Source organism: Pseudomonas sp. B1-22 (genome assembly GCF_050474425.1).
GTDB lineage: Bacteria > Pseudomonadota > Gammaproteobacteria > Pseudomonadales > Pseudomonadaceae > Pseudomonas.
The window spans coordinates 34,899-59,614 of the sequence record NZ_JBCHVH010000005.1; the positions used below are offsets into that span (position 1 = coordinate 34,899).

Sequence of the window (24,716 nt, forward strand, 5' to 3'; positions counted from 1 at the left end):
ACCTGGCGGGGCTTTTTGTTTCCGCTATGCCGTTGGCTTGGCGTTGCGCGACAGCCTGGCGCGGAACTGTGCCGGCGTCACCGCGTGGGCGGCCCGGAAACAGGCGGTCAGGTGGCTTTGGCTGCTGAAGCCGCATTCCTGGGCGATGAGCACCAGCGGCATCTCCGACAGGCTCAGCAGCTTGCGTACCTGTTCCAGCCGCGCCGCCAGCACATAGCGATGCGGCGGCATACCCACCGCCTCCAGGAACAGGCGGCGGAAATGCGCCTGGCTGACCCCGGCCAGGCTCGCCAGGGCATCTGCGGACAGGTCCTCCGCCGGGTTCTGGTGAATATGGTTGAGCACCGCCTGCAAGCGCGAGAAATGCGCGTGACGCGGGTTGATGCCGCCGCAGGCCGGCGTCGTCAGCACGCGATAGGTCTGCTCCAGCATCACCGCCGCCAACTGCGCCATGAAGGCCTGGTCCGCCATCATGCCCTTGTGCAATTCACTCACCAGCTGCTGCGCGGCGGCGCCCACCAGGGGGTCACTGAACGACGTCGGTTGGCCTCGCGCATCCGCCAGCGACTCCAGGTTGGCCATGGTGTCGTTGCCGTCTTCGAGGAAATAGAAGACAGCGAAATCCACCGTGCCTGAATAGTGCCAGTGGGTGGCCGCGCCGCGCGGAACCAGCAGCGTATTGGTGGGGATGTTCTGGCTCCGCCAGTGGTCCTGTTCGCCCTCCAGCACTTGCCCGCCGCCGAACTGGCTCACCAGGCCGGTACAGCCCAGTCCAGACACGGTGCGCTCGATGGTCTGGTACATGTAGCGCTCGACGAACAGAGGCGTCGCGCCGCCGATGGTGCCTTCGAGAATGGGCATCTGCCCCAGTTCCTCGCGCACCTGCAGCCAGCTGGATTGCAGCAAATGGCGTCCTCCATGATGAGCGGATTTTGACAAAAATACGCTCAATTGCTGAAAGGAACCAGCGCCGATCAGGAGCAGTATTCCAGCCACGACAAGAACAGCGCGAGGCGCGGAAACCATGCAACTGAAATCTCACCTGACCCTGCCCGACGTCGGCCTGACCGGCTTCGAAACCCCGCTTGGCGAGGAAGAGTCCGCCATCCAGGCTTCGGTGCATCGCTTCGCCCGCGAGGTGCTGCGCCCCCTGGGAACCGAGCTGGACAAGATGAGCGCGAGCGACGTGGTCGCGCCCGGCTCCCCCTACTACAGCGTGTTCGCCGAGTACGCCAAGCTGGGCCTGAGCCCGGAGCTGCTCAAGGAGCTGCCGCCGGCCACGGCGATCCGCGTGGAATCCATGATCGGCGAGGAGCTGGGCTGGGGCGACACCGGGCTTGGCGTATCCCTCGGCGCCGCCGGCTTCCCGCTGCAGATGGCCGTGGCCACGGGCAACCAGGAACTGGTTGAACTGTGCACCGGCAAGATCGGCTGCTGGATGATCACCCAGCCCGACAAGGGCAGCGACGTGCAGGTGTTCGACATGGCCCGCGAGTGGGTCCCCGGCCAGAACGGCAACAAGGGCAACGTCTGGGGCCAGTTGCGCGGCGACGACATCGTGATCAACGGCCAGTGCTCCGCCTGGGTCTCCAACGGCGCGGTGGCCCAGGTCGCCCTCTGCTACATCGGCGCGGATTACGGCAACGGTTTCTTCGAGGCGGACGGCCGCCCCCATGGCATGGCCGTGATCGTGCCGCTGGACCTGCCGGGCGTGAGCCGTGGCAAGCCCCTGGACAAGATCGGCCAGCGCCCGCTGCCCCAGGGCGAGATCTACTTCGACAACGTGCGCGTGCCCAAGCGCTACGCGGTTGCCCTGCAGGACGAGTACTACGGCAACATGGCCTCCGCCTGGTCCTATGCCGGCACGCACATGTCCCAGGTGTTCACCGGGCTGGCGCGCTCCGCCTTCGAGATGGCGCTGGCGTACTGCCACGAACGCAAACAGGGCGGCCGCCTGCTGATCGACCACCAGCTCACCCGTTATCGCCTCGGCGACATGCTGCGCCAGGTCGAACTGGCGCGCGCCACGGCGCGTCGTTCGCTGGCCTACGCACGCCTGTCCGCCAACACCCACCCTTACGTCACCGGCTCGGCCAAGGTCACGGTCACCGAGGCCGCCATGCGCGTGGCGGACGAGGCGCTGCAGTTGTTCGGCGGTGCGGGCACCTCCCGCGAGTACCCCATCGAGAAAGTCTTCCGTGACGCGCGTGCCGCGCTGATCGAGGACGGCGAGAACCGCGTGCTGACCATGCGCCTGGGCCTGCTCGCCCAGCAACTTTATGCCGAAGGCTGGGCGCAGAACTGACTGCACGAGCCTGACTGCCCTACTCCCCTGCCTTCGGGACCCCGCCGGCCACACCCGCGCTGAACGTCAGCGCCGGCCGCCCGCGCGCGAACACCTGCCAGGGAAGTTCCTACAACAACAAAGCTTCGAGGAAACAACAGATGGCCAACTATCCCGTAGTCGTATATGGCGCCAGTGGCTACACCGGCATGCTGATCATGGACTGGCTGATCGACCAGAACATCCCCTTCACCGCCGTTGCCCGCAGTGCCCGCCGCGTGCAGGAAATGATGGCGCAACGGGTGGTGCGCCTGGAGTCGGCCACCTACGAGATCATCGAGTGCGAACACAATGTGGAAGCACTGACCAAGGCCTTCACCGGTGCCAAGGTGGTCTGCAACACCGTGGGCCCCTTCGTCAACTACGGACTGACCACCGTCGAGGCCGCGCTCAAGGCCGGCTGCCACCACATCGACACCACCGGCGAGCAGGAATACATCCGCGCGGTGCGCGACGAGTTCGGCGAGCTCTACCGCCAGGCCGGCCTGCTGGTCTCGCCGTCGCTGGCCTACATGTACAGCTTCGCCGAAATCGCAGCGGAACTGGCACTGGAGCACCCGGGCATCGACGCCCTGGAAACCAGCACCCTGTGCCGCGGACCGCGTGAGGGCGTCGCCGGCGTCACCGTGGGCTCGACCGCGTCGATCTTCGAAATGCTGCGCGCCAGGCAGCACTACCTGTGGGACGGCAAGCTGAAGGAGCACCCGGCCCACACCTCCTTCCAGATCACCTCGCCGCACTTCATGCAGCCGGTCTTCGCCCTGCCGTGGGGCGGCACCTCCCTGCCGATCTATTTCGAGAACGACCCGCGCGTGCGCAGCTGCGTTTCCTGCGTCGGCTTCTACGACAACAACGTCATGCAGAGCGTGCACCAGCTGGGCTACAAGTGGGAGCAGGAGTACAAGGACCTGCCCCCGACGCACCAGGATGCGGTGATCAGGCAGGTCGTCGAATCCACCACCCCGAGCATGCCGCCGCGCGAGCGCACCACCCAGGTACGCATGGTGGATACCGCCATCGGCCGCGGCCAATTGTCCGCCGTGCGCGCCGAAGTCTTCGGCACCACCGCCTACATCGCCACCGGCGCCCTGCAGGCTGCCGCGGCAATCAAGCTGATCGACGGCGAGACCAACAAGGTCGGTTTCGCCTCCGGGTCCAAGGCCTTCGGCCATCGCTACCTGCTGGGCTTCCTCGAAGAGCGCGGCCTGGCCCGCGCCACCGTCACCCGCATGTAGTGACACGCCAGAGACCGGGACTCAGGGTCCGCAAGGGGTTCTCACCCTTTGCGGACAACCCTGCCGCTCCGGCTCCAACGCCATCGGCACAGATCAGGAACAAAGCATGGCCATCATCGATTTCTTTGACCGCGGCTGGCGGGGCAACCCCCAGGGCAGCGCCTACATCCAGGACGACCGTCACTACAGCTTCGACGAGGTGGGCCAGCAGTCCTGCCGCATTGCCAACGCCCTGCTGGCGGAGGGTTTCCCCAAGGAAACCAAGGGCGCCATCTGGGCCGGCAATGACGTAAACGCATGGACCTGCACCCTCGGCCTGTGGCGCGCGAACATGTGCTGGATTCCCGTCGGCGCACGCAACTCGGCCGAGGAAAATCGCTACGTACTGGATGCCTTCGACTGCGAGGTCCTGTTCTTCCAGCAGGCTTTCGCCGACACCATCGCCCAACTGCAGCCGCAGCTTCCCGGCATCAAGCGCTGGATCTGCGTCGATGGCGAGGCGACCGGAGTTGCCGGCAGCGTTTCGCTGAACCGCTGGGTGGAGAACCAGCCGGCCGATCGCCCCCAACTGGCGGTCGACCTGGACGACGTGATCATGGTCTCCGCCACCGGCGGCACCACCGGTGCGCCCAAGGGCGTGATGAACACCCACCGCAGCGTGCAGACCTTCTGCGCGCACTTCCTGCTGGGCAACGCCTACGCCGCCAACGAGCGGCCGGTCAACCTGGCCGCCGCGCCCATGACCCACACCGCCGGCCTGTTGTCCCTGCCCTGCACCTCGCTGGGCGGCACCGTGGTGGTGGTCACCAAGCCCGACCCCGCGCTGCTGCTGGCCGCGATTCCCCAATACAAGGTGACGGAATTCTTCCTGCCGCCCACGGTGATCTACCGCCTGCTGGACATCCCGCAGCTGAAGGACAAGGTCGACTTCTCCTCGCTCAGGTACTTCATGTACGGCGCCGCGCCCATGTCGGTGGAGAAGCTCAAGCAGGCCATCGACACCTTCGGCCCGGTCATGGCCGGCGGCTACGGCCAGACCGAAGCGCCGGGCTCCATCGCCTTCCTGCGTCCGGTCGAGCACTTCGACGCCAGCGGCAATGTGGCCTCCGACGAGCGCCTGTCCTCCGTGGGCCGCCCCAGCCCGCTGATCCGCTGCGAAATCATGAACGACGCGGGCGAGATACTGCCCCAGGGCGAGAGCGGCGAAATCTGCGTGCGCGGCGACCTGGTGATGAAGGGCTATTACAACGCGCCGGACAAGACCGCCGAGACCCTCTGCAATGGCTGGCTGCACACCGGCGACATCGGCCATATCGACGCCGAAGGCTACCTGCACATCACCGACCGCAAGAAGGACATGATCATTTCCGGCGGCTTCAACGTTTACCCCAGCGAGGTCGAGCAGGTGCTGTGGAGCCATCCGGCGGTGCAGGACTGCGCCGTGATCGGGGTACCCGACGAGCACTGGGGCGAAGCCGTGAAGGCGGTGGTCGAGCTCAATGCCGGCCAGGAGATCGACGCGCAGGCGCTGATCGCCCTGTGCAAGGAAAAGCTTGGTTCCGTGAAGGCGCCCAAGTCGGTGGACTTCGTCCAGGCACTGCCGCGCAGCCCGGTCGGCAAGGTGCTGAAAAAGGACCTGCGCGCCCGCTACTGGGCCGACACCCGCCGCAGCATCTGAAGCGGTACAGCCAAGCCCGGAACCCGAGGTAAGAACAGGATGAGCACTATCTATATCGCCGGCATCGCCATGACCGTATTCGGCCGGCATCCAGAGCGCAGCATCGAAGACCTGGCCCAGGAGGCCCTGCGCGGTGCGCTGAAGGATGCCGGCTGCGGCAGCGACGACATCGGCGTCGCCTACTACTCAGGCATGACCAACGGCACGCTGCAGGGGCAGATTTCCATCCCCGGCCAGGTGGTCTTCAGCAAGATCGGCATCCACAGCATCCCGATCTTCAACGTGGAGAACGCCTGTGCCTCGGGCAGCTCGGCGGTCAACCTGGCCGTGCAGAGCCTGAAGGCCGGCGTCACCGACGTGGCCCTGGCCCTGGGCGCGGAGAAGATGAACATCCCCGACAAGGCCAAGGCCTTCGCCATTTTCGAGGGCGGCTGGGATGTCGCGCGCGCACAGGAGAACTACCAGACCCTGGTGAAGATGGGCGAAGGGGTGGAGATTCCCGAAGGCTCGGAATCGGATCGGCCGTACAGCAAGTTCATGGCCATCTACGCCGCCATGTGCCGCTTCCACATGAAGACCTTCGGCACCACCCAGCGACAGATCGCGGCGGTATCGGCCAAGAACCACGGCCACTCGGTGCACAACCCCTACTCCCAGTTCCGCCAGCCATTCTCGGTCGAGGAAATCCTCGCCGCGCCGCCGATCACCTACCCGATCACCCTGCCGATGTGCGCCCCGCTCTCCGACGGCGCCGCGGCGGCCATCCTCTGCACCGAAGAGGGCCTCAAGCGCATCGGCGCGGACAAGAGTCGCTGCATCCGCGTGGCCGCCAGCGTGATCCAGAGCTTCAGCCACCGCTCGCTGGACAAGCCGGAGCTGCATGTCGGCCGGCGTGCCGCGGACCTTGCCTACGAGCTGGCCGGCCTGGGGCCGGAGGACATGCATGTCGCCGAGGTGCACGACGCCTCGGCCATGGGCGAAATCATCCAGGCGGAGAACCTGCGCCTGGCGCTCCTGGGCGAAGGCGGACCGGCGGCAGAGCGCGGCGACTTCACCCTCGGCGGGCGAATCCCGATCAACACCTCCGGCGGGCTGGAATCCAAGGGGCACCCACTGGGCGCCACCGGCATTGGCCAGCTGTACGAGCTGGTGACGCAATTGCGCGGGGAAGCCGGCGCACGCCAGGTGGAAGGCGCGCGCCATGCGATCCAGGAAAACGGCGGCGGCCTGCAGGGCATCGAGGAAGCCGCCCTGGCCATCCACATCCTGAGCAAATGACAAGGGCATTCAGATGACAAGCACGATGTTGAAGGCCGGTTGCCTGGCCATTTACGCACTGGCCCTCGCCGGCCTGTTCACTGCGCTGCCGTTCGGACTGCAGACGCCGCTGCTGTATGCCGCCGTGCTCCTCCTGGCCGCTCACGCGCTCGAGGCGCTGCTGATGTTCCGCACCCTGCGCCGCTACCCGGGCCCGCTGGCCGCGAGCCTGCTGCTGACGCTGCTGTTCGGCTTCCTGCATTGGTGGCCCCTGCGCCGCAATGCGGATGCGCCGCTGGCCCACTCCCCGCTGCAGAGGAAATGAACATGTTCGAGAACAAGGTGGTGGTGATCACCGGCGCCGGCTCCGGTATCGGCCGCGCGCTGGCCCAGCAACTCGCCGAAGCGGGCGCGCGCCTGGCGCTGTCCGACATCAACGAAGGCGCCCTGCAGGACACTCTGAAGTCGCTGCCTGCCGGCGCGCTTGCCCGCGGCTACAAGCTCGACGCCAGCTCGCGTACCGAGGTCTTCGCCCACGCGGACGACGTGCAGCGCGATTTCGGCGGCGTCCACTATGTGATCAACAACGCGGGCGCCACGGTGGTCGGCACGGTGGCCAATACCTCAGTCGACGAGTACGAGTGGCAGCTGAACCTCAACCTCTACGGCGTGCTCTACGGCACCAAGGCCTTCCTGCCGATGATGCTGAAGCAGCGCGAAGGCTGCATCGTCAACATCTCCAGCGTGTTCGGCCTGCTCGCGTTCCCCTGCCAGAGCGCCTACAACATGTCCAAGTTCGCCGTGCGCGGCCTCACCGAGTGCCTGTGGCAGGAACTGGACGGCACCGGTGTACGCGCGGTCTGCGTGCACCCCGGCGGCATCAGGACGAACATCGAGCGCGCCGGAAGACGGGTGGCGGCGGCGGGCGCCGAAGAGGACAAATTCGCCGGCCAGGCGGAAAAGATGCTGGTGACGCCGCCGGAAACCTGCGCGGCCGACATCATCCGCGGCCTGCGCAAGGGCAGGAAGCGCATCCTCACCGGACACCTGTCGCGCACCATCTACTGGCTGGTGCGCTTGCTGCCCAACAGCTACCCGGCCCTGGTGCGCCGCCTGAGCTGAGTACACGGCCCCCGAGCGGGCCCGCCACGCACGCCCCACGAGCCCCCGTGACGCTGGCCAATGCCATTGGCCGTACGACGAAGCCCCCCGAGCGAGAGGGGGGTGCCCCGCCAAGCCCCCCAGCACAATCGAAAACGAGTTCAAAACCCACGTCGTGCTTGTGCCAAGGAGCGTTGCCCATGCTTTACGAATCGATCGACACTGCCGCCATCAATGACGAGGATCTGCCCTGGATTCCCTTCACGCCCTACAGCAACGAGGTATTCCTCAAGTACATCAAGTGCGACCCGGTACGGGGCGAGACCATCACCCTGCTCAAGGTACCGGCCGGGGCCTCGCTGCCCAAGCACCATCACTCCGGCACCGTGATCGTCTACACCATCAAGGGTGCCTGGAAATACATCGAGCATGACTGGATTTCCCGCGAGGGCGGCGTGGTCTTCGAGACCGCCGGCACCAGCCATACCCCCATCGCCCTGACCGAGTACGGCGACGAGATCATCACCCTGAACATCACCCAGGGCGACCTCCTGTACTTCGACGAAAACGACAACGTCTGCGCCATCGAAAACTGGAAGACCGGTGTCCAGCGCTACCTGGCCTACTGCGAGGCCAACGGTATCGAAGCCAAGGACATCACCAGCTTCGCCGCCTGATCCGGCACTGCCCTGCCCGCTGGTCTCCGCGCCCGCGGGCTCCTTACCCAGAACAAGAACGGACAGCCCACATGATCAAGAAACCCGGTGTCGGGGAGCTTGCCCTCGCTGTTGGGGCGCTGCTCGGCAGCCCAGTCGCGACAGCCCAGGACAGCCTGCCTTTTCCCCCTACCCCCTCGGCCAGCGATGCCAAGCCGACCCTGCAGGAATCCAGGCACCAGCAACGGCAGGCGCCGTCGCACCTGCCCAAGGACGCGCCGAACATCCTGGTGATCATGCTCGATGACGCCGGCTTCGCCCAATCCGACACCGTCGGCGGCGGCATCCATACGCCGACCCTGAGCCGGGTCGCCGACAGCGGCATCCGTTACAACGCATTCCACACCACCGCCATCAGCTCCGCCACGCGCGCGGCGCTGCTCACCGGGCGCAACCACCACCGGGTGGGCAACGGCGTCATCGCCGAGCTGGCCACCGACTGGGACGGCTACACCGGGGAAATCCCCAAGAGCTCGGCGACCATGGCCGAGGTGCTCAAGGACTACGGCTACAGCACCGCGGCCTTCGGCAAGTGGCACAACACGCCCACCCGCGACACCACCGCGGCAGGGCCCTTCGACACCTGGCCCACCGGCTACGGCTTCGAATACTTCTATGGCTTCCTCGCCGGCGAAACCTCCCAGTACGAGCCGCGCCTCTACCGCAACACCACGCCGATCGAGCCGCCGCGCAAGCCCGGCTACCACCTGAGCGAAGACCTCGCCGAGCAGGCCATCGACTGGCTGCAGGATCACCAGAACTTCGCCCCCTCCAAGCCCTTCTTCGTCTACTGGGCGCCGGGCGCCGTGCACGGCCCGCATCAGGTCAACGCGCAGTGGGCGGACAAGTACAAGGGCAAGTTCGATTCCGGCTGGGACAGCTACCGCGAAGAAACCTTCAAGCGCCAGAAGGCGCTCGGCTTCATTCCGCAGAACGCCCAGCTCACGCCGCGCCCGGCGGAACTCCCCGCGTGGGATAGCCTGAGCCCCGAGCAGAAGCGCTACCAGGCCCGCCTGATGGAGGTCTATGCCGGCTTCATGGAGCATGCCGACACCCAGGCCGGCAAGATCCTGGATGAGCTCGAGCGCGAGGGGAAACGCGACAACACCCTGATCTTCTATGTGTTCGGCGACAACGGCGCCTCCGCCGAAGGCATGGAGGGCACCATCAACGAGCTGCTCGCGCAGAACGGCATCCCGGTTCCCAAGGAACAGCAGTTGAAGGTGCTCAACGGCATGTACGGCGGGCTGCCGGCACTGGGTGGCGCCAAGCTCGAAAGCATGTACAACGCCGCCTGGGCCTGGGCGGGCTCCGGTCCCTTCCCCGGCACCAAGCTGGTGGCCGGCTACTTCGGCGGTACGCGCACCCCGCTGGCCATTTCCTGGCCCAAGGGCATCGGCGCGGACAAAGAGGTGCGCAAGCAATTCCACCACGTGAACGATATCGCTCCGACCGTCTACGACATCCTCGGCATCACCCCGCCGAAATCGGTCAACGGCGTCGCCCAGGACCCGCTGGACGGGGTCAGCATGCGCTACACCTTCACCGATGCCGAGGCCAAGTCGCACAAGCCGGCGCAGTACTTCGAGGTGCTCGGCAGCCGTGGCATCTACAAGGACGGCTGGATCGCCTCGGTGTTCGGCCCGCGCAAGCCCTGGGTGCAGGGCTTCTCCCAGTTCGTGGGCTGGAATCCGCAGAATGACCACTGGGCCCTGTACGACCTCAGCAACGACTACTCGCAGGCGAACGATCTCTCGGAGAAATTCCCGGAGAAGCTTGCCGAACTCAAGACCGAGTTCGATGCGCAGGCCAAGGCCAACCACGTCTACCCCATCGGCGCGGGCCTGTATCCCTTCCTCAACCCGTCCGTGCTCGCCCGTGGCGACCGCAAGGAATGGCACTTCAACGAGCGGGTCAACCGCCTGCCGGAATTTGCCGCGCCCAACCTGCGCAGCCGCCACAGCAGCGTCCGCGCCGACGTCCAGCTGCCCGACAAGGCCAGCGGCGTGATCTACGCGCTCGGCGGCATCGGCGGTGGGGTGACGCTCTACCTGGACGAGGGGCATGTGAACTACGAGTACAACGACCTGGCCATCGCCCGCATCAAGTTGCGCTCCGAACGCCCCCTGGCCGCCGGGGACGCGCAGATCGAAGTGCTCACGGAGCCGACTGCCGCCAAGCCCGGTTCGCCGGTGAAGCTGACGCTGAAAGTCAACGGTGAGGAAGTGGCTACCGGCGTCACGCCCTTCTCGCCGCCGCTGACCTTCACCGCCAGCGAAACCTTCGATGTCGCGGAGGACCTGGGCTCGCCGGTATCGCTGGACTACTTCGACCGCGCGCCCTTCGCCCTCAACGGCAAGGTGCAGGACCTGCACATCAGCTACCTCCCCTGACCAGACTCAAGGGCCGCACGCCGTGCGGCCCGCGGAGACGACCATGGCTATTGCCGACCTGAGCAACAAGACAGTCCTGATCACCGGCGCCGCCTCCGGCATCGGCCGCGCCACGGCGCTGGCGTTCGCCCGCCACGGCGCCACGCTGCTGCTGTGCGACATCGACTCACGCGGCCTGGAAGCACTGCGTCAGCAGCTGGTGAGCGCCGGCGGAACCTGCGTCACCTACTGCACGGACGTCACCGATGCCGCCGCCATGGCGGAACTGGCAGCCCAGGTGCGTTTCAACCACGGCGCGCTCGACGTGCTGATCAACAACGCCGGCGTCGGCTACCTGGGACGCTTCCTGGACAGCGACCTGAAGCACTGGCAGCGCGTCATGAACATCAACCTGATGGGCGTGGTGCATGGCTGCTACAGCTTCATCCCGCACATGATCGAGGCTGGCGGCCCGCGCCAGGTGATCAACGTGGCCTCCGCCGCAGCCCTCTTCCCCTCCCCCAGCATGGCCGCCTACGCCGCGTCCAAGCACGCCGTGTACGGCCTGAGCGAGGTGTTGAAAATGGAGCTGAGCGATTCCGAGGTCCAGGTCACCACCGTCTGCCCCGGCGTGATCAACACGCCCATCGTGGCCAATCACGGCAACATCGCGGCATCGGTGGGCAAGGAGCAGATCGCCCGCCTGCAGGACTACTACCAGCGCAAGGGCTGCAGCCCGGACGAGGTGGCAGAGAGCATGGTCCGTGCGGTGCAGGAAGGACGCGACCTGATTCTGGTCGGCCCCTTCGCCCGCCTGATCTTCCAGCTCCGGCGCATCTCGGTCGGCCTGCTGCGGCGCATCGTGCTCAACGATGCGCGCAAGATCGGCTATCTCTGACTCCTTCGGCCGGTGGTGCACGCGATGAACGATTTCCAGCCTCAAGGCATGCACCTGATGGCCAAGCCCGTCGGGCCGGTGTGCAACCTCGACTGCGATTACTGCTTCTACCTGGAGAAGGAGCAGTTCCACCCCAGAGACAATCGCTTTCGCATGTCGGACGAGGTGCTGCGCGCCTACGTGCAGCGCTACATCGCCAGCCAGAGCAGCCCCGAAGTGGAGTTCACCTGGCAGGGTGGCGAGCCCACGCTGCTGGGTGTGGAGTTCTTCCAGCGCGCCATGGTCTACCAGCAGGAATTCGCCAACGGCAAGGTGATCCGCAACACCCTGCAGACCAACGGCACGCTGCTGGACGATGCCTGGTGCAGCTTCCTGGCGAAGGAAAACTTCACGGTCGGCATCAGTCTGGATGGACCACGGGAACTGAATGATCTGCACCGTCCGGACAAACGCGGCCGTTCCAGCTTCGACAAGACCATGCAGGGTCTGGCGCTGCTGCAGCAGTACGCGATCCCCTACAACGTCCTGGTCACCGTGACCCGCGAGACGACCCGCGCGCCGCTGGAGGTCTATCGCTTCCTCAAGGAGGCCGGCGCCCGGCATATCCAGTTCAACCCGGTGGTCGAGCGCGCTCCGACAGCGCCCGACCAGGCCCGCGGGCAATACTTCGCCACCCCGCCCGAGCTGCGCCTGCGCGATGTGCAGGCGCACGCCGCCCAGATGACGCCGCAAAGCGTCGAGGCCGAGGCCTACGGGGAATTCCTGGTGGCCATCTTCGATGAATGGGTGCGCCACGATGTCGGCCGCATCCATGTGATGAACTTCGAGTGGGCGCTGGCTTCGTGGTGCCAGCTACCGGCCAGCGTCTGCCTGTTCGCGCCGCGCTGCGGCAAGGCGGCGATAGTCGAGCACGACGGCAGCCTGTACTCGTGCGACCACTACATGTACCCGGAGTACCGCCTGGGCAACATCGTGGAGCAGGACCCGGCGGCGCTGCTGGCCTCCCCCGCCCAGGAGGCATTCGGCGCGGCGAAGGAAGAGGCGCTGCCGGACTACTGCCGCCGCTGCGACTACCTGTTCGCCTGCAATGGCGAATGCCCGAAGAACCGCTTCATCGAAACGCCGGACGGCGCGCCCGGACTGAACTACCTGTGCGTGGGCTACAAGCGCTACTTCCGCCACATCACGCCCTACCTCAACGCCATGGCCAAGCTGATCGCCCACGGCCAGCCGGCCGAGCTGATCATGCAGGCGTTCAACGGCCCGCTGCTGATCAAGCTGTAGGTCGCTGCACGGGCGCGCCGGCTGGCGAATCCGTCAGCCGGCGAATTCCTCGAGATAATTGGCCTGCAGGCGCTCGACATCCACCGACAGCGCCTTGCGCAGGAAATCAGCCGTGCTGCCCCACTCCCGCTCGATGGTCTCCAGCGACGCCTCCAGGTAGCCGGCGCGCACTTCCAGCAAAGGCATCGCCACCTCGGCGGCGATCCCCAGCGGCGCCAGGCGCGCCAGCAGGCCCTGGATCAGCCGCTGATTCCAGTGATTGGATTCCAGGTAGTTGGCCAGGATCACCTCCGCAGGCACCTCGAACGCCGACAACAGCAGCAGGGTCGCAAAACCCGTCCGATCCTTGCCGGTGCTGCAGTGGTAGAGCAAGGTCCGGCCTGTTTCGGCCTCCTTCATGAAGGCGGCGAACGCGGCCTGGTACCTGACCGGGAAATCGCGATAGGCCTGCAACATGAAGTCGTCCATGTCCTGCCGCGTACCGCCTTGCAGCCTCGGCAGCAGCTCCTGGAAGCTGATGCTGCCTTCGAGCACGGGCAGGGCCAGCCAATCGAAGCTGTCGGCGAATCCGCCCTCTTCAGCGGACTTTTCCTGAGGGGCGCGAAAATCGATCACCCGGTCGAGGCCAAGGGTTTGCAGTCGTGCGATATCGGCCTGGCTGGCCAGGCCCGGATTGGCGCTGCGAAACAGCCGGCCCGCACGTACACGCCGGCCATCCCGGCTTTGCAGGCCACCGAGGTCGCGCAGGTTATGGATGTTCTCCAGCGGCAGGGCCGTGCCGGTGAGAACCGCTGTACCAACGCCCTCCGCCTGCGCAAGCGCGGTAGGGGCGGCAACTGACAACAGGGATGCGATCTCTTCGGCCATAGGTACTCACTCGAGGTTATGCCGGGGGAGTATCCACCAGATTCGATTCCCGGTGCATGCTCCGGTTCCTCGAAATGACCGGGGAGCCGACGAAGATCTCGCGCTCCCCGGAGTCATTGGCAGGCCCCGGGGTCAGGGGGCCTTTCTCAGCAGGAAGTGCGACAGCGCCGGAATCAGCACCAGAGCGCCGATCATGTTCCAGAGGAACATGAAGGTCAGCAGGATGCCCATGTCGGCCTGGAACTTGATCGGCGACCAGGCCCAGGTCACCACGCCGGCAGCCAGGGTCACCCCCACCAGCGCGACCACCTTGCCGGTGAAGGCCACCGCATTGCGGTAGGCGTCGGCCAGCGGTACGCCGGCGCGCTGCTGGGCCAGCTGCACACTGAGCAGGTAGAGCGCGTAGTCGACGCCGATACCGACGCCGAGGGCGATCACCGGCAGCGTGGCGACCTTCACCCCCATGCCCAGCCAGACCATCAGGGCTTCGCAGAGGATCGAGGTGAGCATCAGCGGCAACACCGCCACCAGCACGGCGCGCCAGCTGCGGAAGGTCACGAAGCACAGCAGGATCACCGCGGCGTAGACGTACAGCAGCATGATCCGGTTGGCCTCGCGCACCACGATGTTGGTGGCGGCCTCGATCCCCGCGCTGCCGGCGACCAGCATGAACTGCCGCTGGTCGGTGCTGTGCTCGCGCACGAAGCCTTCGGCGACCTTGACCATGTGGTCCAGGGTCTCGGCCTTGTGATCGGCCAGGTAGGCCACGATGGGCATCATCGAGCAGTCGGTGTTGAACAGCTCCGGGTTGTTCACCGACGCCTGCTGGGCGCCGTAGTTCAGCACGTTCTGGTTGCGCGCGATGGTCAGCCACTTCGGGTTGCCCTCGTAGGAGCCCGCCGTGATCTGCCGCACCGCGTTGACCAGCGAGACGGTGGTCTGCACCCCCGTCTGCTGCTGCAGCAGCCAGCCCAGCCGGTCGGCCTCGATCAGGCTTTCATACTTCAGGCAGCCTTCCTTGGGGGTCTTCAGCATCACCGCGAACAGGTCGCTGGACAGCGAGTAGTTGGCGGTGATGTAGGCATTGTCCAGGTTGTAGCGCGAGTCGGCCCGCAGCTCCGGAGCGCCGGGGTCGAGGTCGCCGACCTTCAGGTGCAGGCTGACAAGGAACCCGCCCACGGCCAGCGCGCCGGCCACCAGCAGGGTCACGGTCGCCCAGCGCCGCTCGGTGAAGCGGTCCAGCAAGCTCCAGACTGCGCCCAGGCCCTTACCGCGCACTTCCTCGCGCTCGTGCTGCAGGCTGCGCGCAGCGGCACGCGGGCTGACGCCGCAGTAGGAGAGCAATACCGGCAGCAGCACCAGGTTGGTGAAGATCAGCACCGCCACGCCGACGCTGGCGGTGATGGCCAGGTCCTGGATGACCGGGATGTCGATCAGCATCAGCACCGCGAAGCCCACGGCATCGGCCATCAGTGCGGTGAGCCCGGCCAGGAACAGGCGGCGGAAGGTGTAGCGCGCGGCGACCAGCTGGTGCGTACCGCGCCCCACATCCTGCATGATGCCGTTCATTTTCTGCGCGCCGTGGGACACGCCGATGGCGAACACCAGGAACGGCACCAGGATCGAGAACGGGTCGAGCGAATAGCCCAGCAGCGTGACCAGCCCCAGCTGCCAGACCACCGCAACCAGGGAACAGCAGATCACCAGCGTGGTGCTGCGCACGCAGCGGGTGTAGGCATAGATGATGATCGCGGCGATCACCGCGGCGGCGGCGAAGTACGCCATGACCTGCAGCAGGCCGTCGAGCAGGTCGCCGATCAGCTTGGCGAAGCCGATCACGCGGACCTTGATCGCCCCGTCGGGCGCGGCTTCGTACTTGCTCCTGAGCCTCTCCTCCAGGACCTTGGAGAAGGCGTGGTAGTCGATGGCCTTGCCGGTGACCGGGTCCTTCTCCAGCAGGGGCACGAAGATCATGCTGGAGCGGAAGTTGTTGCCGACCAGGCTGCCGACGATGCCGGAGCGGGCGATATTCGTGCGCAGCTGTTCGACGCTGGCCGGCGAGCCATCGTAGGAGTCCGGCATCACCGGACCGCCCTGGAAGCCCTCCTCGGTCACTTCGGTCCAGCGCACCGCCGGAGTCCACAGCGACTTCATCCAGGCGCGGTCGACGCCGGGGGTCACGAACAGTTCGTCGTTGATCTCCCGCAGCGCCTGCAGGTAGGCCGGGTCGAAGATGTCGCCGCGGGTGTTCTCCACCACCACCCGCACGGCATTGCCCAGGCCGCGCAGGGAGTCGCGGTTGTCCAGGTAGTTGCGGATGAAGGGCTGGCTCTGCGGCAGCATCTTCTCGAAGCTGGCGGTCAGGCTCAGGCGGGTGGCCGCCGCGTAGCCGAGCACCAGGGTGATCAGCGCGCAGACCAGCACCACCACCAGGCGGTTGTTGAAGATGATGCGTTCCAGCAGATTTCCGGAACGCGAGTCGAAGCCCTGCAGCTCCCGTACCACCGGCATGCCGTCGTGCTCGAAGTTACCCATTGCGGTATCTCTCTGAAATCGGGGTCATTGGACCGGCAACTGACGCGCGCCGCGGGTGCCGACCAGCACCAGGCCTTTCGCTCCGGCGGACTGGGCGCCGGCGACCGGCGCCATGGCCGGCTGCGGCTGCAACTGGAAGCTGCTGCCGCCATCGCTGCTGACCAGCATGTGGCCCGCCTGGCTGAACAGCGCGAGTCGGCCATCGGCCAGCTCAGTGCCCGCGGTGATGCTCACCGGCAGGCCGGTCTTGACCTGGCTCCAGTTCTCGCCGCCGTCCACGCTGCGATAGACGTTGCCGCGCAGGCCGTAGACCAGCGCCACGCCGGGCTTGCCGAGGATGCCGAAGAAGCTGCCGCTGTAGGGCGTCGGCCGGGCCTCGAAACGTCCCGTGGCGTGATTGAGTTTGAGCAGCAGGCCCTGTTCGCCGACGACGTAGAGCTCATCGCCAACCGGGCGGATGGCATAGAGGTTGAGCGCGCTGGGGTTGTCGGTGTGTTCCATCCACGGGGTCCAGCTGCGCCCGCCATCCTCGGTGCGGAAGATCAGGTTGAACGCGCCGACGATGTAGCCGACCCGCTCGTCCTGGAACCACACATCGAGGAACGGCTTGTCGGCGCCCTCCTCCGTCATGCGCTGGGCCTCACCCACCAGGGTCGCCAGGCGCTCGTCGTCCGGCGCGCGCTGCGCCAGGGCCTGGTAGTGGCGGAGCATGGCCGGGCCGACCTGGCGACCGTCGAACTGCCGCTCCCAGGTCACGCCGCCATCGGCGCTGTGCAGCACCACACCGTCGTGGCCCACCGCCCAGCCCTGGCTGGCCGTGGGAAAGTGCACCGCCACCAGGTCCGAGCTGACCGGCACGCTGGCCTGCTGCCAACGCTCACCGCCGTTGTCGGAGTAGAGAATGTGCCCGCGCTGTCCGACCGCCACCAGGCGCTCTCCGGCACGGGTCACCCCCACCAGCAGGCCATGCTGCGCGAGGGGACTCATCTGCGCGGGGGTATCCAGGACATCGACGAAGCCCTGCGCCGCCACCGGGCGGCAGAACGGCGCGCACAGCGCCGCTGCGAGGGCGGCCAACAGGACCCATTTGGAAATGCTCATGCGTTGATCTCGTACGTGGCCATCGGAGCGCCGCGAGGCACTCCGATGGCGCGGCGCTGCTATCAGCGGATACCGGCTCCAGCCAGGGATTCGGGGGCCCACTGAGCCTTGGAGAGCGGCTCGATGTACTTCACGCCGCCGTAGGGGCCGTAGACACCCGTGATGTTGTAACTGCCGGAGGCGAAGTCGTAGATCATGTGGTTGTCGGAGTTCGGCGCCTTGGCATCGTAGCTGTAGGCCATGTGGGCGAAGCCGCCACGGTAGAGCTGGCCACGGGCGTCGTACTCGTCCGAAGCCAGGGCGATCCAGCTGTCCTCGTCGATGTAGAAGGTGCGTTTGCTGTAGATGTGGCGCTTGCCGGGCTTGAGCGTGGCCTCGACCACCCACACGCGGTGCAGCTCCCAGCGCATCAGGTCGGGGTTGACGTGGTTGGGCGTGGTGATGTCCGCCGCCTTGTCGTGGTAGTTCAGCTTGTAGGTGTTGTACGGAACGTACATCTCCTTCTTGCCCACCAGCTTGAAGTCGAAGCGGTCCATGGCGCCGTTGAAGACCCAGGCGTCGTCATAGGTGGAGCTGCCCGCCGAGCCGGGGTTCGGGGTGTCGTAGGCGATGTCCGGGGCCAGCTTCACGCGACGTTGACCGGGCAGGTATTGCCAGCCGCGACGCGCCTTCTCCAGCGGGTTCACCCCGTCGACGATCAGGATGGCTTCGCCCGCGCGGCGTGCCGGGCCCTGGTAGTAGAGCTTGGTCCTGAAGTAGACGTCCTCGGGGGATGCGGCAACGTCGTTGCGCTTGGGATCGAACAGCGGGTACTCCAGGTAGGCGTCGCCAGAGGTCGCCAGCGAGGCATTGCCCGACGAGTCGACGTTCCAGGAATCGTACTTGGTATTGAGCGCGTAGCCCTGGTAGCGCAGCAGGTGGTTCCACATGGCTTCGAAGCCACTGCCGGGAATCGGGAACGGCACGCCCGGCAGGACGTTCTGCAGCGCCAGCCCCTCGCCCGCGGTGCTGGCCGAGACGGCATTCTTGCGGGTGTTGTCCAGCAGGCGCTGCGGCAGCGCCACGGTGCGGTGCGTGGGGTAGACGTCCATGCGGAAGGTCGGGTAGCGCTTGAGCAGCTCACGGGTCGAGGCGGTGAGCTTGTCCGCATACTTGTCGGCGTTCTTGCCATCGATCACCAGGCGCGGCTTCTCGTCCGCGAAGGGGTCCACGCGCATGGAGCTGCCGGACTGGTAGCCCGCCGGCAAGGTGGTCAGGCCACCGCTGTAGGCGGGAATTTCGCCATCGGCACTGCCGGCCTGTTCGGCACCCACCGGGGTCAGGCTCTGGCCGAGCTTGGCGGCCTGGTCCGGCGAAACGGCGGCCTGGGCGACCGCGACCATGGCAAGCGACATCGCGCTGGCCATCAGGGATTTGATAAGGGCCATTTCTGTTCTCCTGGGGATGCAGGTCAGAAGGTTGTCTTGAAGGTGAAGGTGACCATGCCACGGTCCTTGAGCTGGGCCGGCACACCCGCGAAGGCGGTGGTCTGGCCCGGGGTGCAGTTGTACTTGCCATTGGCGCCCGGGGTGGCGCCGTCGACCGGAGAGCCGCAGGTGTCGAACGGACCGAAGTTGTCCACGTACTTCAGGTCGAAGCGGTACTGGTTGCGCACGTCGGCGCCGATGCCGACGGAATAGCTGCCGGTGTCCTCGTTGCCGCCCAGCTGCACGGCGGAGTTGCCGTTGAGGCCGACGTTGTAGGTGGCCGGCAGATAGAGGTCGACGCTGGGGAAGACCTGGTACCAGGTGGGCGTGAAGTTGACGCCGAGCACGTAGTTGTCGCGGGTGACCTTGTCCACGCCGCGGTACCAGTCCTCGCCCTTGAACAGCTGCTTGTTGTCGGTCACGTCCAGCCAGCGGCTGTAGGCGAGTTCCACCAGCAGCGAGGCGCTGTCCCAGGCCGGGGTGTTGGCGAAGGTGGTCAGGCCGTTGACCACCGCGTGGACGGTCTTGCCGCGGGCCACGCCGTTTTCGCCGTCGAAGCTGGCGATGGTGCCGGGAGTACCCGCGGGAGCCTTCGGATTGACGGTGGCCGGCACGCTGAGCAACGGCATGTTCTCGCGGTAGTTCAGGTCCATGCCGACGCTGACGCCGCCGATGTTCTTCGACAGGCTGAGGCCGTAGATGTCGATGTCATCGACATAGAACTGGTTGTAGCTGCCGACGACGCCCGACATCAGCTGCGGAAGCCCCACGGCCTTCGGCTGCAAGGCAATGTTCGGCAGGATGTCGGAGGTCTTGCGGTAGTAGAGGCCGAAGGTGCCGTCGAGCCACTCCGGGCTCCACTTGAGCATCACCCCGTAATCGCCGCTGTTGTCGGGCGTGAAGGTATGCCCGCCGGTCAGCCGCAGGTACTGCGGCGCGCCGGGCAGCAGGCCGTAGATGGGGTTAGGCTGGGCGATCAGCGAGAGATCGTCGCTGCCATGCTGGATGGCATCGTTGAAGCCCAGGTAGGTGCCGGACTCGGGCAGGCGCGAGGCGTCCCAGCCGAGGAAGTACTGGGCGCCGAAGGACAGCTCCGGGTTCAGCGTGAAGTTCATGGAAATCTGGTCACGCGGAATGAACAGCTCCTTGGCCTCGGTCCCCGGCACGGCCAGGGCCTTGGCGATGTCCAGGCCGGACTGGCCGTAGCTGTTGCCATGGGCGAACGCCAGGATGCTCTCGCCCCAGTACTGGGTGTGGCTCCCTGCCTTGGCGCTGAGCAGCGACTCCTCACCGACATCCATGCTGCCGAACACGAAGGCATCGAGGAACTCCGAGGACGGCCCGTTGAAGTAGCGATCCGCATAGCTGCTCAGGTGATGCGAGTCGGGCATGCCGTCCTGCATCTGGTTGGTCGTCGGGTTGTAGCTGCCGACCTTGTCGTAGGCGTGGTCGTACCAAGTGTTGCCGCTCACGCGGAAGCCGTACTGGCGGCGATAGACCACATCCAGCTCATGCAGCACGTCGACGCGCTGGGACACCGGGCTGCCGGCCGAGAAGTTGCGGTTGCCGTCGTTGTTGTTCCAGGCGTTCGCCAGCTTGGAGTTGGCACTCTCCACACGTTGCGCGTAGTTCAGCTTGACGGTGTTGTCGAAGCGTACCTGGAGGTCCTCCACGCCCGTGTCGAAATCGAAAGCGTGCGCAGGCATGATCCCTAGACCGACCAGTACGGCCGAGGCCAGCAGGCTCGGCGCCAGGTGGTGACCGGCTTTATTGTTCTTATTCTTCATCGTCATCCTCGTTGAGTTGTTGTGACGTTGTTGCAGGCAAGACTTCAAAGGCGCTGGAGAATCGCCACGGTGACCGAGCGCCCGACCGCGGCGCTGTGCTGGAGGCCGGTTCGAGCCCCCGGCACCTGTCGGTCTGCCGCTTCACCGCGGAGCTGGCGAACCAGCTCCGCCAATTGCGCCAGCGGGCTCGCCCCTGGCACGAAGCCGCAGCCAAGCAGCCCACCCGAGGGGCAGACGGCCGGCCTGGTCCGGGCGCGAAGCGCAAACTCGGCCAGCCTCTGCTCCTCACACAGACCGAGCGCGGCACTGAAGACCAGGAAGTCCCCCACGCTCTGGTCATGCAGTTCGACGACGTCGAGATCCTCGACGCCTATCCCGGCCTCCGCGTAGGCCAGCTCGGCAGCGCGACGTGTCGCGGCTCGCCCGAGGACATCGAGCGGGTTGCCATCGGCCAGTTCGCAAACCGACTCGCCCACTCGCGTGCTGCTCAGGATGCCGATGCCGCCACGCGAGCCATACCGGGCGGCGAAGGCCTCCGAGCAGAGCAGCACCGCCGCCGCGCCATGGGCTGGCGGACTCAGGTAGGGCGGGAACCATACCCCTCGTTCAAGGGCGTCCGCGCAGGCAGTCGGGTTGAGAGCAGCCTGGGCACTGGCCCGATCCAGGACAAGCTCGAAACAGAGGTCGGAGAGCCCCAGGTGTGCCTGCAGCCAGCTCATCTGCGCGGCGTACAGGGCCGCCGGGTGCTCACGCTGGGCGATGATGGCCGCCGGATTGTCGAGCCGGGTCCACTCGCCCCGCTCCCGGTTCGGGTATCCGTCCAGGCCGAAGAGATTCTGCTTCGACAGACCGGTCTGCAGATCCTCGAAACCCAGGACCAGGATCGCCTCCGCCTCGCCCGCCAGAATGCTGTTGCGCGCGAGGTGCACCGAGGTGCTGGCGGATGCACCGCCATCACGGATGCAGAACATCGGAACGCCGGCCAGACCTGTCTGCACCAGCAACCGTTCGCAAACCCCGACACCGCTGTTCGCGCTCGACATGAAGACCTGGTCGACCAGGTCGCCGTCGATGCCGGCATCCTCGAGGGCCATGTGCGCCGCCTGCCCGACGAGATCGAGCAAGGGGGTGCGGGCGCTCGGCGCAGCGAACGGCGTCACCCCTACCCCTATGATCAGAACTCGTTCCGGCATGCTGGCTTCCCCAGGTCAACGACCCGGCGGGAGGCTCCCGTCAGGTTCGAAATCTGTTGAGGGGAAGGTATGCGCGGACGGCACGGATGCCCCCCCCATCGCCTGGGGGGGCGTTACGGATGGGGGGACGGGAGTCGGCTAGTGTTCCGTCTCCAGGATGCCCAGCATGTAGGCGCGGTCCACTACATGCCGGCGCGTGCCGGCCTGGAACTTGCCGAAGAGATTCTTCAGGTGCCACTTGACCGTTTCCTCACCCACATTCAGCGCAAGCGCGATCTGCTTGTTGGAGAGGTTACGGGCCAGCAGCTGCAGGACTTCCTGCTCCTTGGGTGTCAGCAAGCGGCTGGGCGCCACCTTTGCCACCGGCGTGCGGGCGGCTGGCTCCGCTGCCGGAGCCCTGGGTGCCAGTGGTTCCGGGCTTGCCATGGACTGCTGCCAACGCAGCAGTTGCGGGTGGGTGTCCGCCAGGATGCGCCGCATGCCGAACTCCTCCGCCAGGCTGTGCGCCTCCCGCAGGCTGGCCTGCCCATCGCCCCCGCTCTCGCGCAGGGCCAGGGCCTTGAACAGCAGCGCCTGAATCCGCTCCCGGCCGCGCTGCAGCCTGCTCGCCAGCTCATGGAGCGCCTCCGCTCCCGCCTGCAACTCGACCCAGTCCATTTTCGCCAGCGCGATATAGGCGCGGGCAACCCCCACATGCAGTCGCAGTTCCGGCCCCAGCAGACTGTCAGGATCATCGATGCACGGAGGAAGCACCCCCTCCAGCCGGCGCCAGAGAACCAGGCAGGTATCCACCCTGCCCTGCAGCGCATGCAGGCGAATCTGCTCGCCGAGCGACACGATGCAGAAGCGCGGAATGCGCCGTTCCTCGCCGAGGGCATGGAGCGCCTCGAGCAGATCGCTGCCCCGGTGCGCCTGCCCCTGCAGCGCGGCCAGCCGGGCCGCCGTGACAAAGCCGATGACGATGGCATCCGGGCTGGCCAGACGCTCGATCACATCCAGCCGGTTCGCCAGCACCGTGGCCGCCTCGCCCGGCTCGTTGCGCTCCAGCAATACCGCTGCCAGAGGGCAGGCGAGCAAAGCCGCCACCGAACTGCGCCGGCCGATGTCCTGCTCGGCGCGCTGCAGGGTGCTGCGCAGGGACTCCAGGGCGGGCAGCATCCGCCCCTCCCAGAGGTACGTGACGCCGAATACCCATTCGGCCACACCCCGGATCGCATCCAGGCCCTCGGCCCAGCTATAGCGCGGCGCCTTGCGACAGATACGCCGCGCCACTTCCGGCTGGCCGCGGCACAGCGCCAGGCGCGCCTTGCTGTTGGCCATGATGGCCTGCACCTTGACGGTCTGGTTGGGCAGCGACTCGTCCCAGCGGCTGATGATGGCCTGGGACTCATCGGGCAGGTCGGAGAAATAAGCCGCGGCACAGGCGATGGCCGCGGCTTCGCACAGGACTTCCTCATCGGTTGCCGGATCGAGCTGCAGCCTGGCCAGCAGATGCCTGGCCTCTCCGGAGCGATCACTCATGGCCAGCGCCCAGGCTGCCGCCAGGCACATGCGGGGCCGCGATTCCACTTCCTCGGCGGGGAGCGCCCCCACCCACTCGATCACCCGGCCGAACTCCCCGCGCAGCACGATCTCATACAGGCATTGCTCGATCATGCCGTACGCCTGCGCAGGGCGCTCGGCACTCAGGTAGTGGCGCGCGGCTTCCTCGAAGAAACCGCGCGATTCCAGCCATGAGGCGGCCCGTTCGTGCAGCTCGCAGCGATGTGCTTGGGGCAGCATGGCCACGCGCTGTTGAAGAAACTCACGGGCCAGCGGATGGATGCGAACCCAGTCGCTGCCCAGGCCCTCGGAGAAGATCGGCATGCTGGCGCACAGCTCGGCCATCCACGCCCCCGCGCGGGCATCGTCGAGCAGCGCCACGCACAGGTCGGGGTGCAGGTTTTCCGGCACGGCGATGCAGGTGAGAAAATCGACCTGTTGGGGCTGCAGCGTCGCCACCAGGCTGTCGACGAAATAGCGCTGGATGTCGCCGGTGCAGGCCCTGAGCTCCGCGATGGCCAGCTCCGGCGCGGCACTCCGCTCGATGGCGGCAATCGCCAGTTGCAGCCCCAGCGGCCAACCTTCGGTCAGCTCATGCAGGACCACCTTGAGATCGATGTCGAGGCCTTCGCCAAAACGGTTGCCCAGCACGGCGATGGTTTCATCGACGCGGAAACGCAGCTGCTCGAGGCCCAGACCGAGAAAGATGCCCCGCGCCTGCAACTCGGTGGTCTGCAGGTTGAGCCGGCGACGCGAAGCCATCAGCACGCGCAGGTTCGCCGGGGCGTTGTGCAGGAGGTAAGTCAGGGCCAGGCGAACGGTGGCATCGGGCAGCGTGTCGACCTCGTCGAGCATGAGCGCCACTTCGCCTCCCAGGTCGGCCACTTCCGCCAGCCACTCCGTCAGCTCGCCCAACGCGTCGGAGTGACTGGAGGTGCTCACGAAAGTCTGCCGCCCGCTGGCCACCACCATCGCCGCCGCGAGGCCCTGGACGAAGCTCGAACTGTCGTCACGGCCGTCGACGGTCAGCCAGGCGACCACTGCGCCGCGCGAGAGGAGTTCCCGCCGCCACTGCGACAGCAGCCAGGTCTTGCCGAACCCCGCCGGCGCGTGCACCGAGACGGCCGTGCGCGAGGCCAGCTCATCCACCTCCAGGCTCAGGCGCTCGCGCCGAAAGGCAGTCTTGTGGCTCCTCGGCGGCGTGGTCTTGAGTACCAGTTCAGGCTTCATTCTTTCCACTTGTTATGTCTCGGACAGGCAGATACTCCTGTGCCTTTCAGCGTTGTTCCAGGCAATGACGCTCCGCCAAGCCGTCATCGCTGACTACAGGCGGTTCTCTC

18 protein-coding genes are annotated in these 24,716 nt (G+C 66.4%); 10 read left to right on the forward strand and 8 right to left on the reverse strand.

The annotated features are described in order from the left end of the window. Nucleotides 1-24 precede the first annotated feature (24 nt). The gene (locus tag ACQ5BL_RS19215) at nt 25-906 is read right to left on the reverse strand and encodes a helix-turn-helix domain-containing protein (RefSeq protein WP_430293213.1); all 882 of its coding nucleotides are present in this window, start codon (nt 904-906) and stop codon (nt 25-27) included. A gap of 118 nt (nt 907-1,024) precedes the next feature. On the opposite strand from ACQ5BL_RS19215, the gene ACQ5BL_RS19220 reads away from it, so the two are divergent. From ACQ5BL_RS19220 to ACQ5BL_RS19265, 10 genes are all read left to right on the forward strand, one after another. After that, nucleotides 1,025-2,305, forward strand: coding sequence for an acyl-CoA dehydrogenase family protein (locus ACQ5BL_RS19220; RefSeq protein WP_243808404.1), 1,281 nt, complete (start codon nt 1,025-1,027; stop codon nt 2,303-2,305). A 140-nt stretch (nt 2,306-2,445) separates the two neighbouring features. Further along, complete coding sequence (locus ACQ5BL_RS19225; RefSeq protein ID WP_243808403.1) at nt 2,446-3,579, forward strand: saccharopine dehydrogenase family protein; 1,134 nt, start codon at nt 2,446-2,448, stop codon at nt 3,577-3,579. 106 nt (nt 3,580-3,685) lie between these two features. Continuing rightward, a complete protein-coding gene (locus ACQ5BL_RS19230) occupies nt 3,686-5,257 on the forward strand; it encodes a class I adenylate-forming enzyme family protein (RefSeq protein ID WP_243808402.1) in 1,572 nt (523 codons plus the stop codon). A 39-nt stretch (nt 5,258-5,296) separates the two neighbouring features. Further along, on the forward strand, nt 5,297-6,535 hold the full coding sequence (locus tag ACQ5BL_RS19235) for a thiolase family protein (protein ID WP_243808401.1): 1,239 nt from the start codon (nt 5,297-5,299) through the stop codon (nt 6,533-6,535). A 13-nt stretch (nt 6,536-6,548) separates the two neighbouring features. Beyond that, complete coding sequence (locus ACQ5BL_RS19240; RefSeq protein WP_243808400.1) at nt 6,549-6,839, forward strand: hypothetical protein; 291 nt, start codon at nt 6,549-6,551, stop codon at nt 6,837-6,839. 2 nt (nt 6,840-6,841) lie between these two features. Continuing rightward, the gene (locus tag ACQ5BL_RS19245; protein WP_243808399.1) at nt 6,842-7,636 is read left to right on the forward strand and encodes an SDR family NAD(P)-dependent oxidoreductase; all 795 of its coding nucleotides are present in this window, start codon (nt 6,842-6,844) and stop codon (nt 7,634-7,636) included. 179 nt (nt 7,637-7,815) lie between these two features. Then, the gene (locus ACQ5BL_RS19250; protein ID WP_207887315.1) at nt 7,816-8,292 is read left to right on the forward strand and encodes a 2,4'-dihydroxyacetophenone dioxygenase family protein; all 477 of its coding nucleotides are present in this window, start codon (nt 7,816-7,818) and stop codon (nt 8,290-8,292) included. A 71-nt stretch (nt 8,293-8,363) separates the two neighbouring features. Then, nucleotides 8,364-10,724, forward strand: coding sequence for an arylsulfatase (locus tag ACQ5BL_RS19255; RefSeq protein WP_243808398.1), 2,361 nt, complete (start codon nt 8,364-8,366; stop codon nt 10,722-10,724). Nucleotides 10,725-10,767: 43 nt separating this feature from the next. Then, on the forward strand, nt 10,768-11,601 hold the full coding sequence (locus tag ACQ5BL_RS19260) for an SDR family NAD(P)-dependent oxidoreductase (protein ID WP_243808397.1): 834 nt from the start codon (nt 10,768-10,770) through the stop codon (nt 11,599-11,601). A 24-nt stretch (nt 11,602-11,625) separates the two neighbouring features. Next, entirely contained in the window at nt 11,626-12,885 is a 1,260-nt protein-coding gene (locus ACQ5BL_RS19265; protein WP_243808396.1) for an anaerobic sulfatase maturase, read from the forward strand. 33 nt (nt 12,886-12,918) lie between these two features. Here ACQ5BL_RS19265 and ACQ5BL_RS19270 read toward each other — a convergent pair whose 3' ends face one another. From ACQ5BL_RS19270 to ACQ5BL_RS19300, 7 genes are all read right to left on the reverse strand, one after another. After that, nucleotides 12,919-13,752, reverse strand: coding sequence for a tyrosine-protein phosphatase (locus ACQ5BL_RS19270; RefSeq protein WP_243808395.1), 834 nt, complete (start codon nt 13,750-13,752; stop codon nt 12,919-12,921). A gap of 132 nt (nt 13,753-13,884) precedes the next feature. Next, on the reverse strand, nt 13,885-16,287 hold the full coding sequence (locus tag ACQ5BL_RS19275) for an efflux RND transporter permease subunit (RefSeq protein WP_243808394.1): 2,403 nt from the start codon (nt 16,285-16,287) through the stop codon (nt 13,885-13,887). Nucleotides 16,288-16,311: 24 nt separating this feature from the next. Then, nucleotides 16,312-17,388: a WD40/YVTN/BNR-like repeat-containing protein gene (locus tag ACQ5BL_RS19280; RefSeq protein ID WP_243808393.1), complete on the reverse strand. Its 1,077-nt coding sequence runs from the start codon at nt 17,386-17,388 to the stop codon at nt 16,312-16,314. 62 nt (nt 17,389-17,450) lie between these two features. Continuing rightward, nucleotides 17,451-18,815, reverse strand: coding sequence for a DUF1329 domain-containing protein (locus tag ACQ5BL_RS19285; protein ID WP_243808392.1), 1,365 nt, complete (start codon nt 18,813-18,815; stop codon nt 17,451-17,453). Between the two features lie 23 nt (nt 18,816-18,838). Beyond that, nucleotides 18,839-20,641 carry a DUF1302 domain-containing protein gene (locus tag ACQ5BL_RS19290; RefSeq protein ID WP_430293214.1) on the reverse strand — a complete coding sequence of 601 codons (1,803 nt, stop codon included), beginning with the start codon at nt 20,639-20,641 and terminating at the stop codon, nt 18,839-18,841. A gap of 44 nt (nt 20,642-20,685) precedes the next feature. Beyond that, nucleotides 20,686-21,834, reverse strand: a complete 1,149-nt coding sequence (locus ACQ5BL_RS19295; protein WP_243808390.1) for a thiolase C-terminal domain-containing protein — start codon at nt 21,832-21,834, stop codon at nt 20,686-20,688. A 138-nt stretch (nt 21,835-21,972) separates the two neighbouring features. Then, nucleotides 21,973-24,606, reverse strand: a complete 2,634-nt coding sequence (locus ACQ5BL_RS19300; RefSeq protein ID WP_243808389.1) for a helix-turn-helix transcriptional regulator — start codon at nt 24,604-24,606, stop codon at nt 21,973-21,975. Nucleotides 24,607-24,716: the final 110 nt, after the last annotated feature.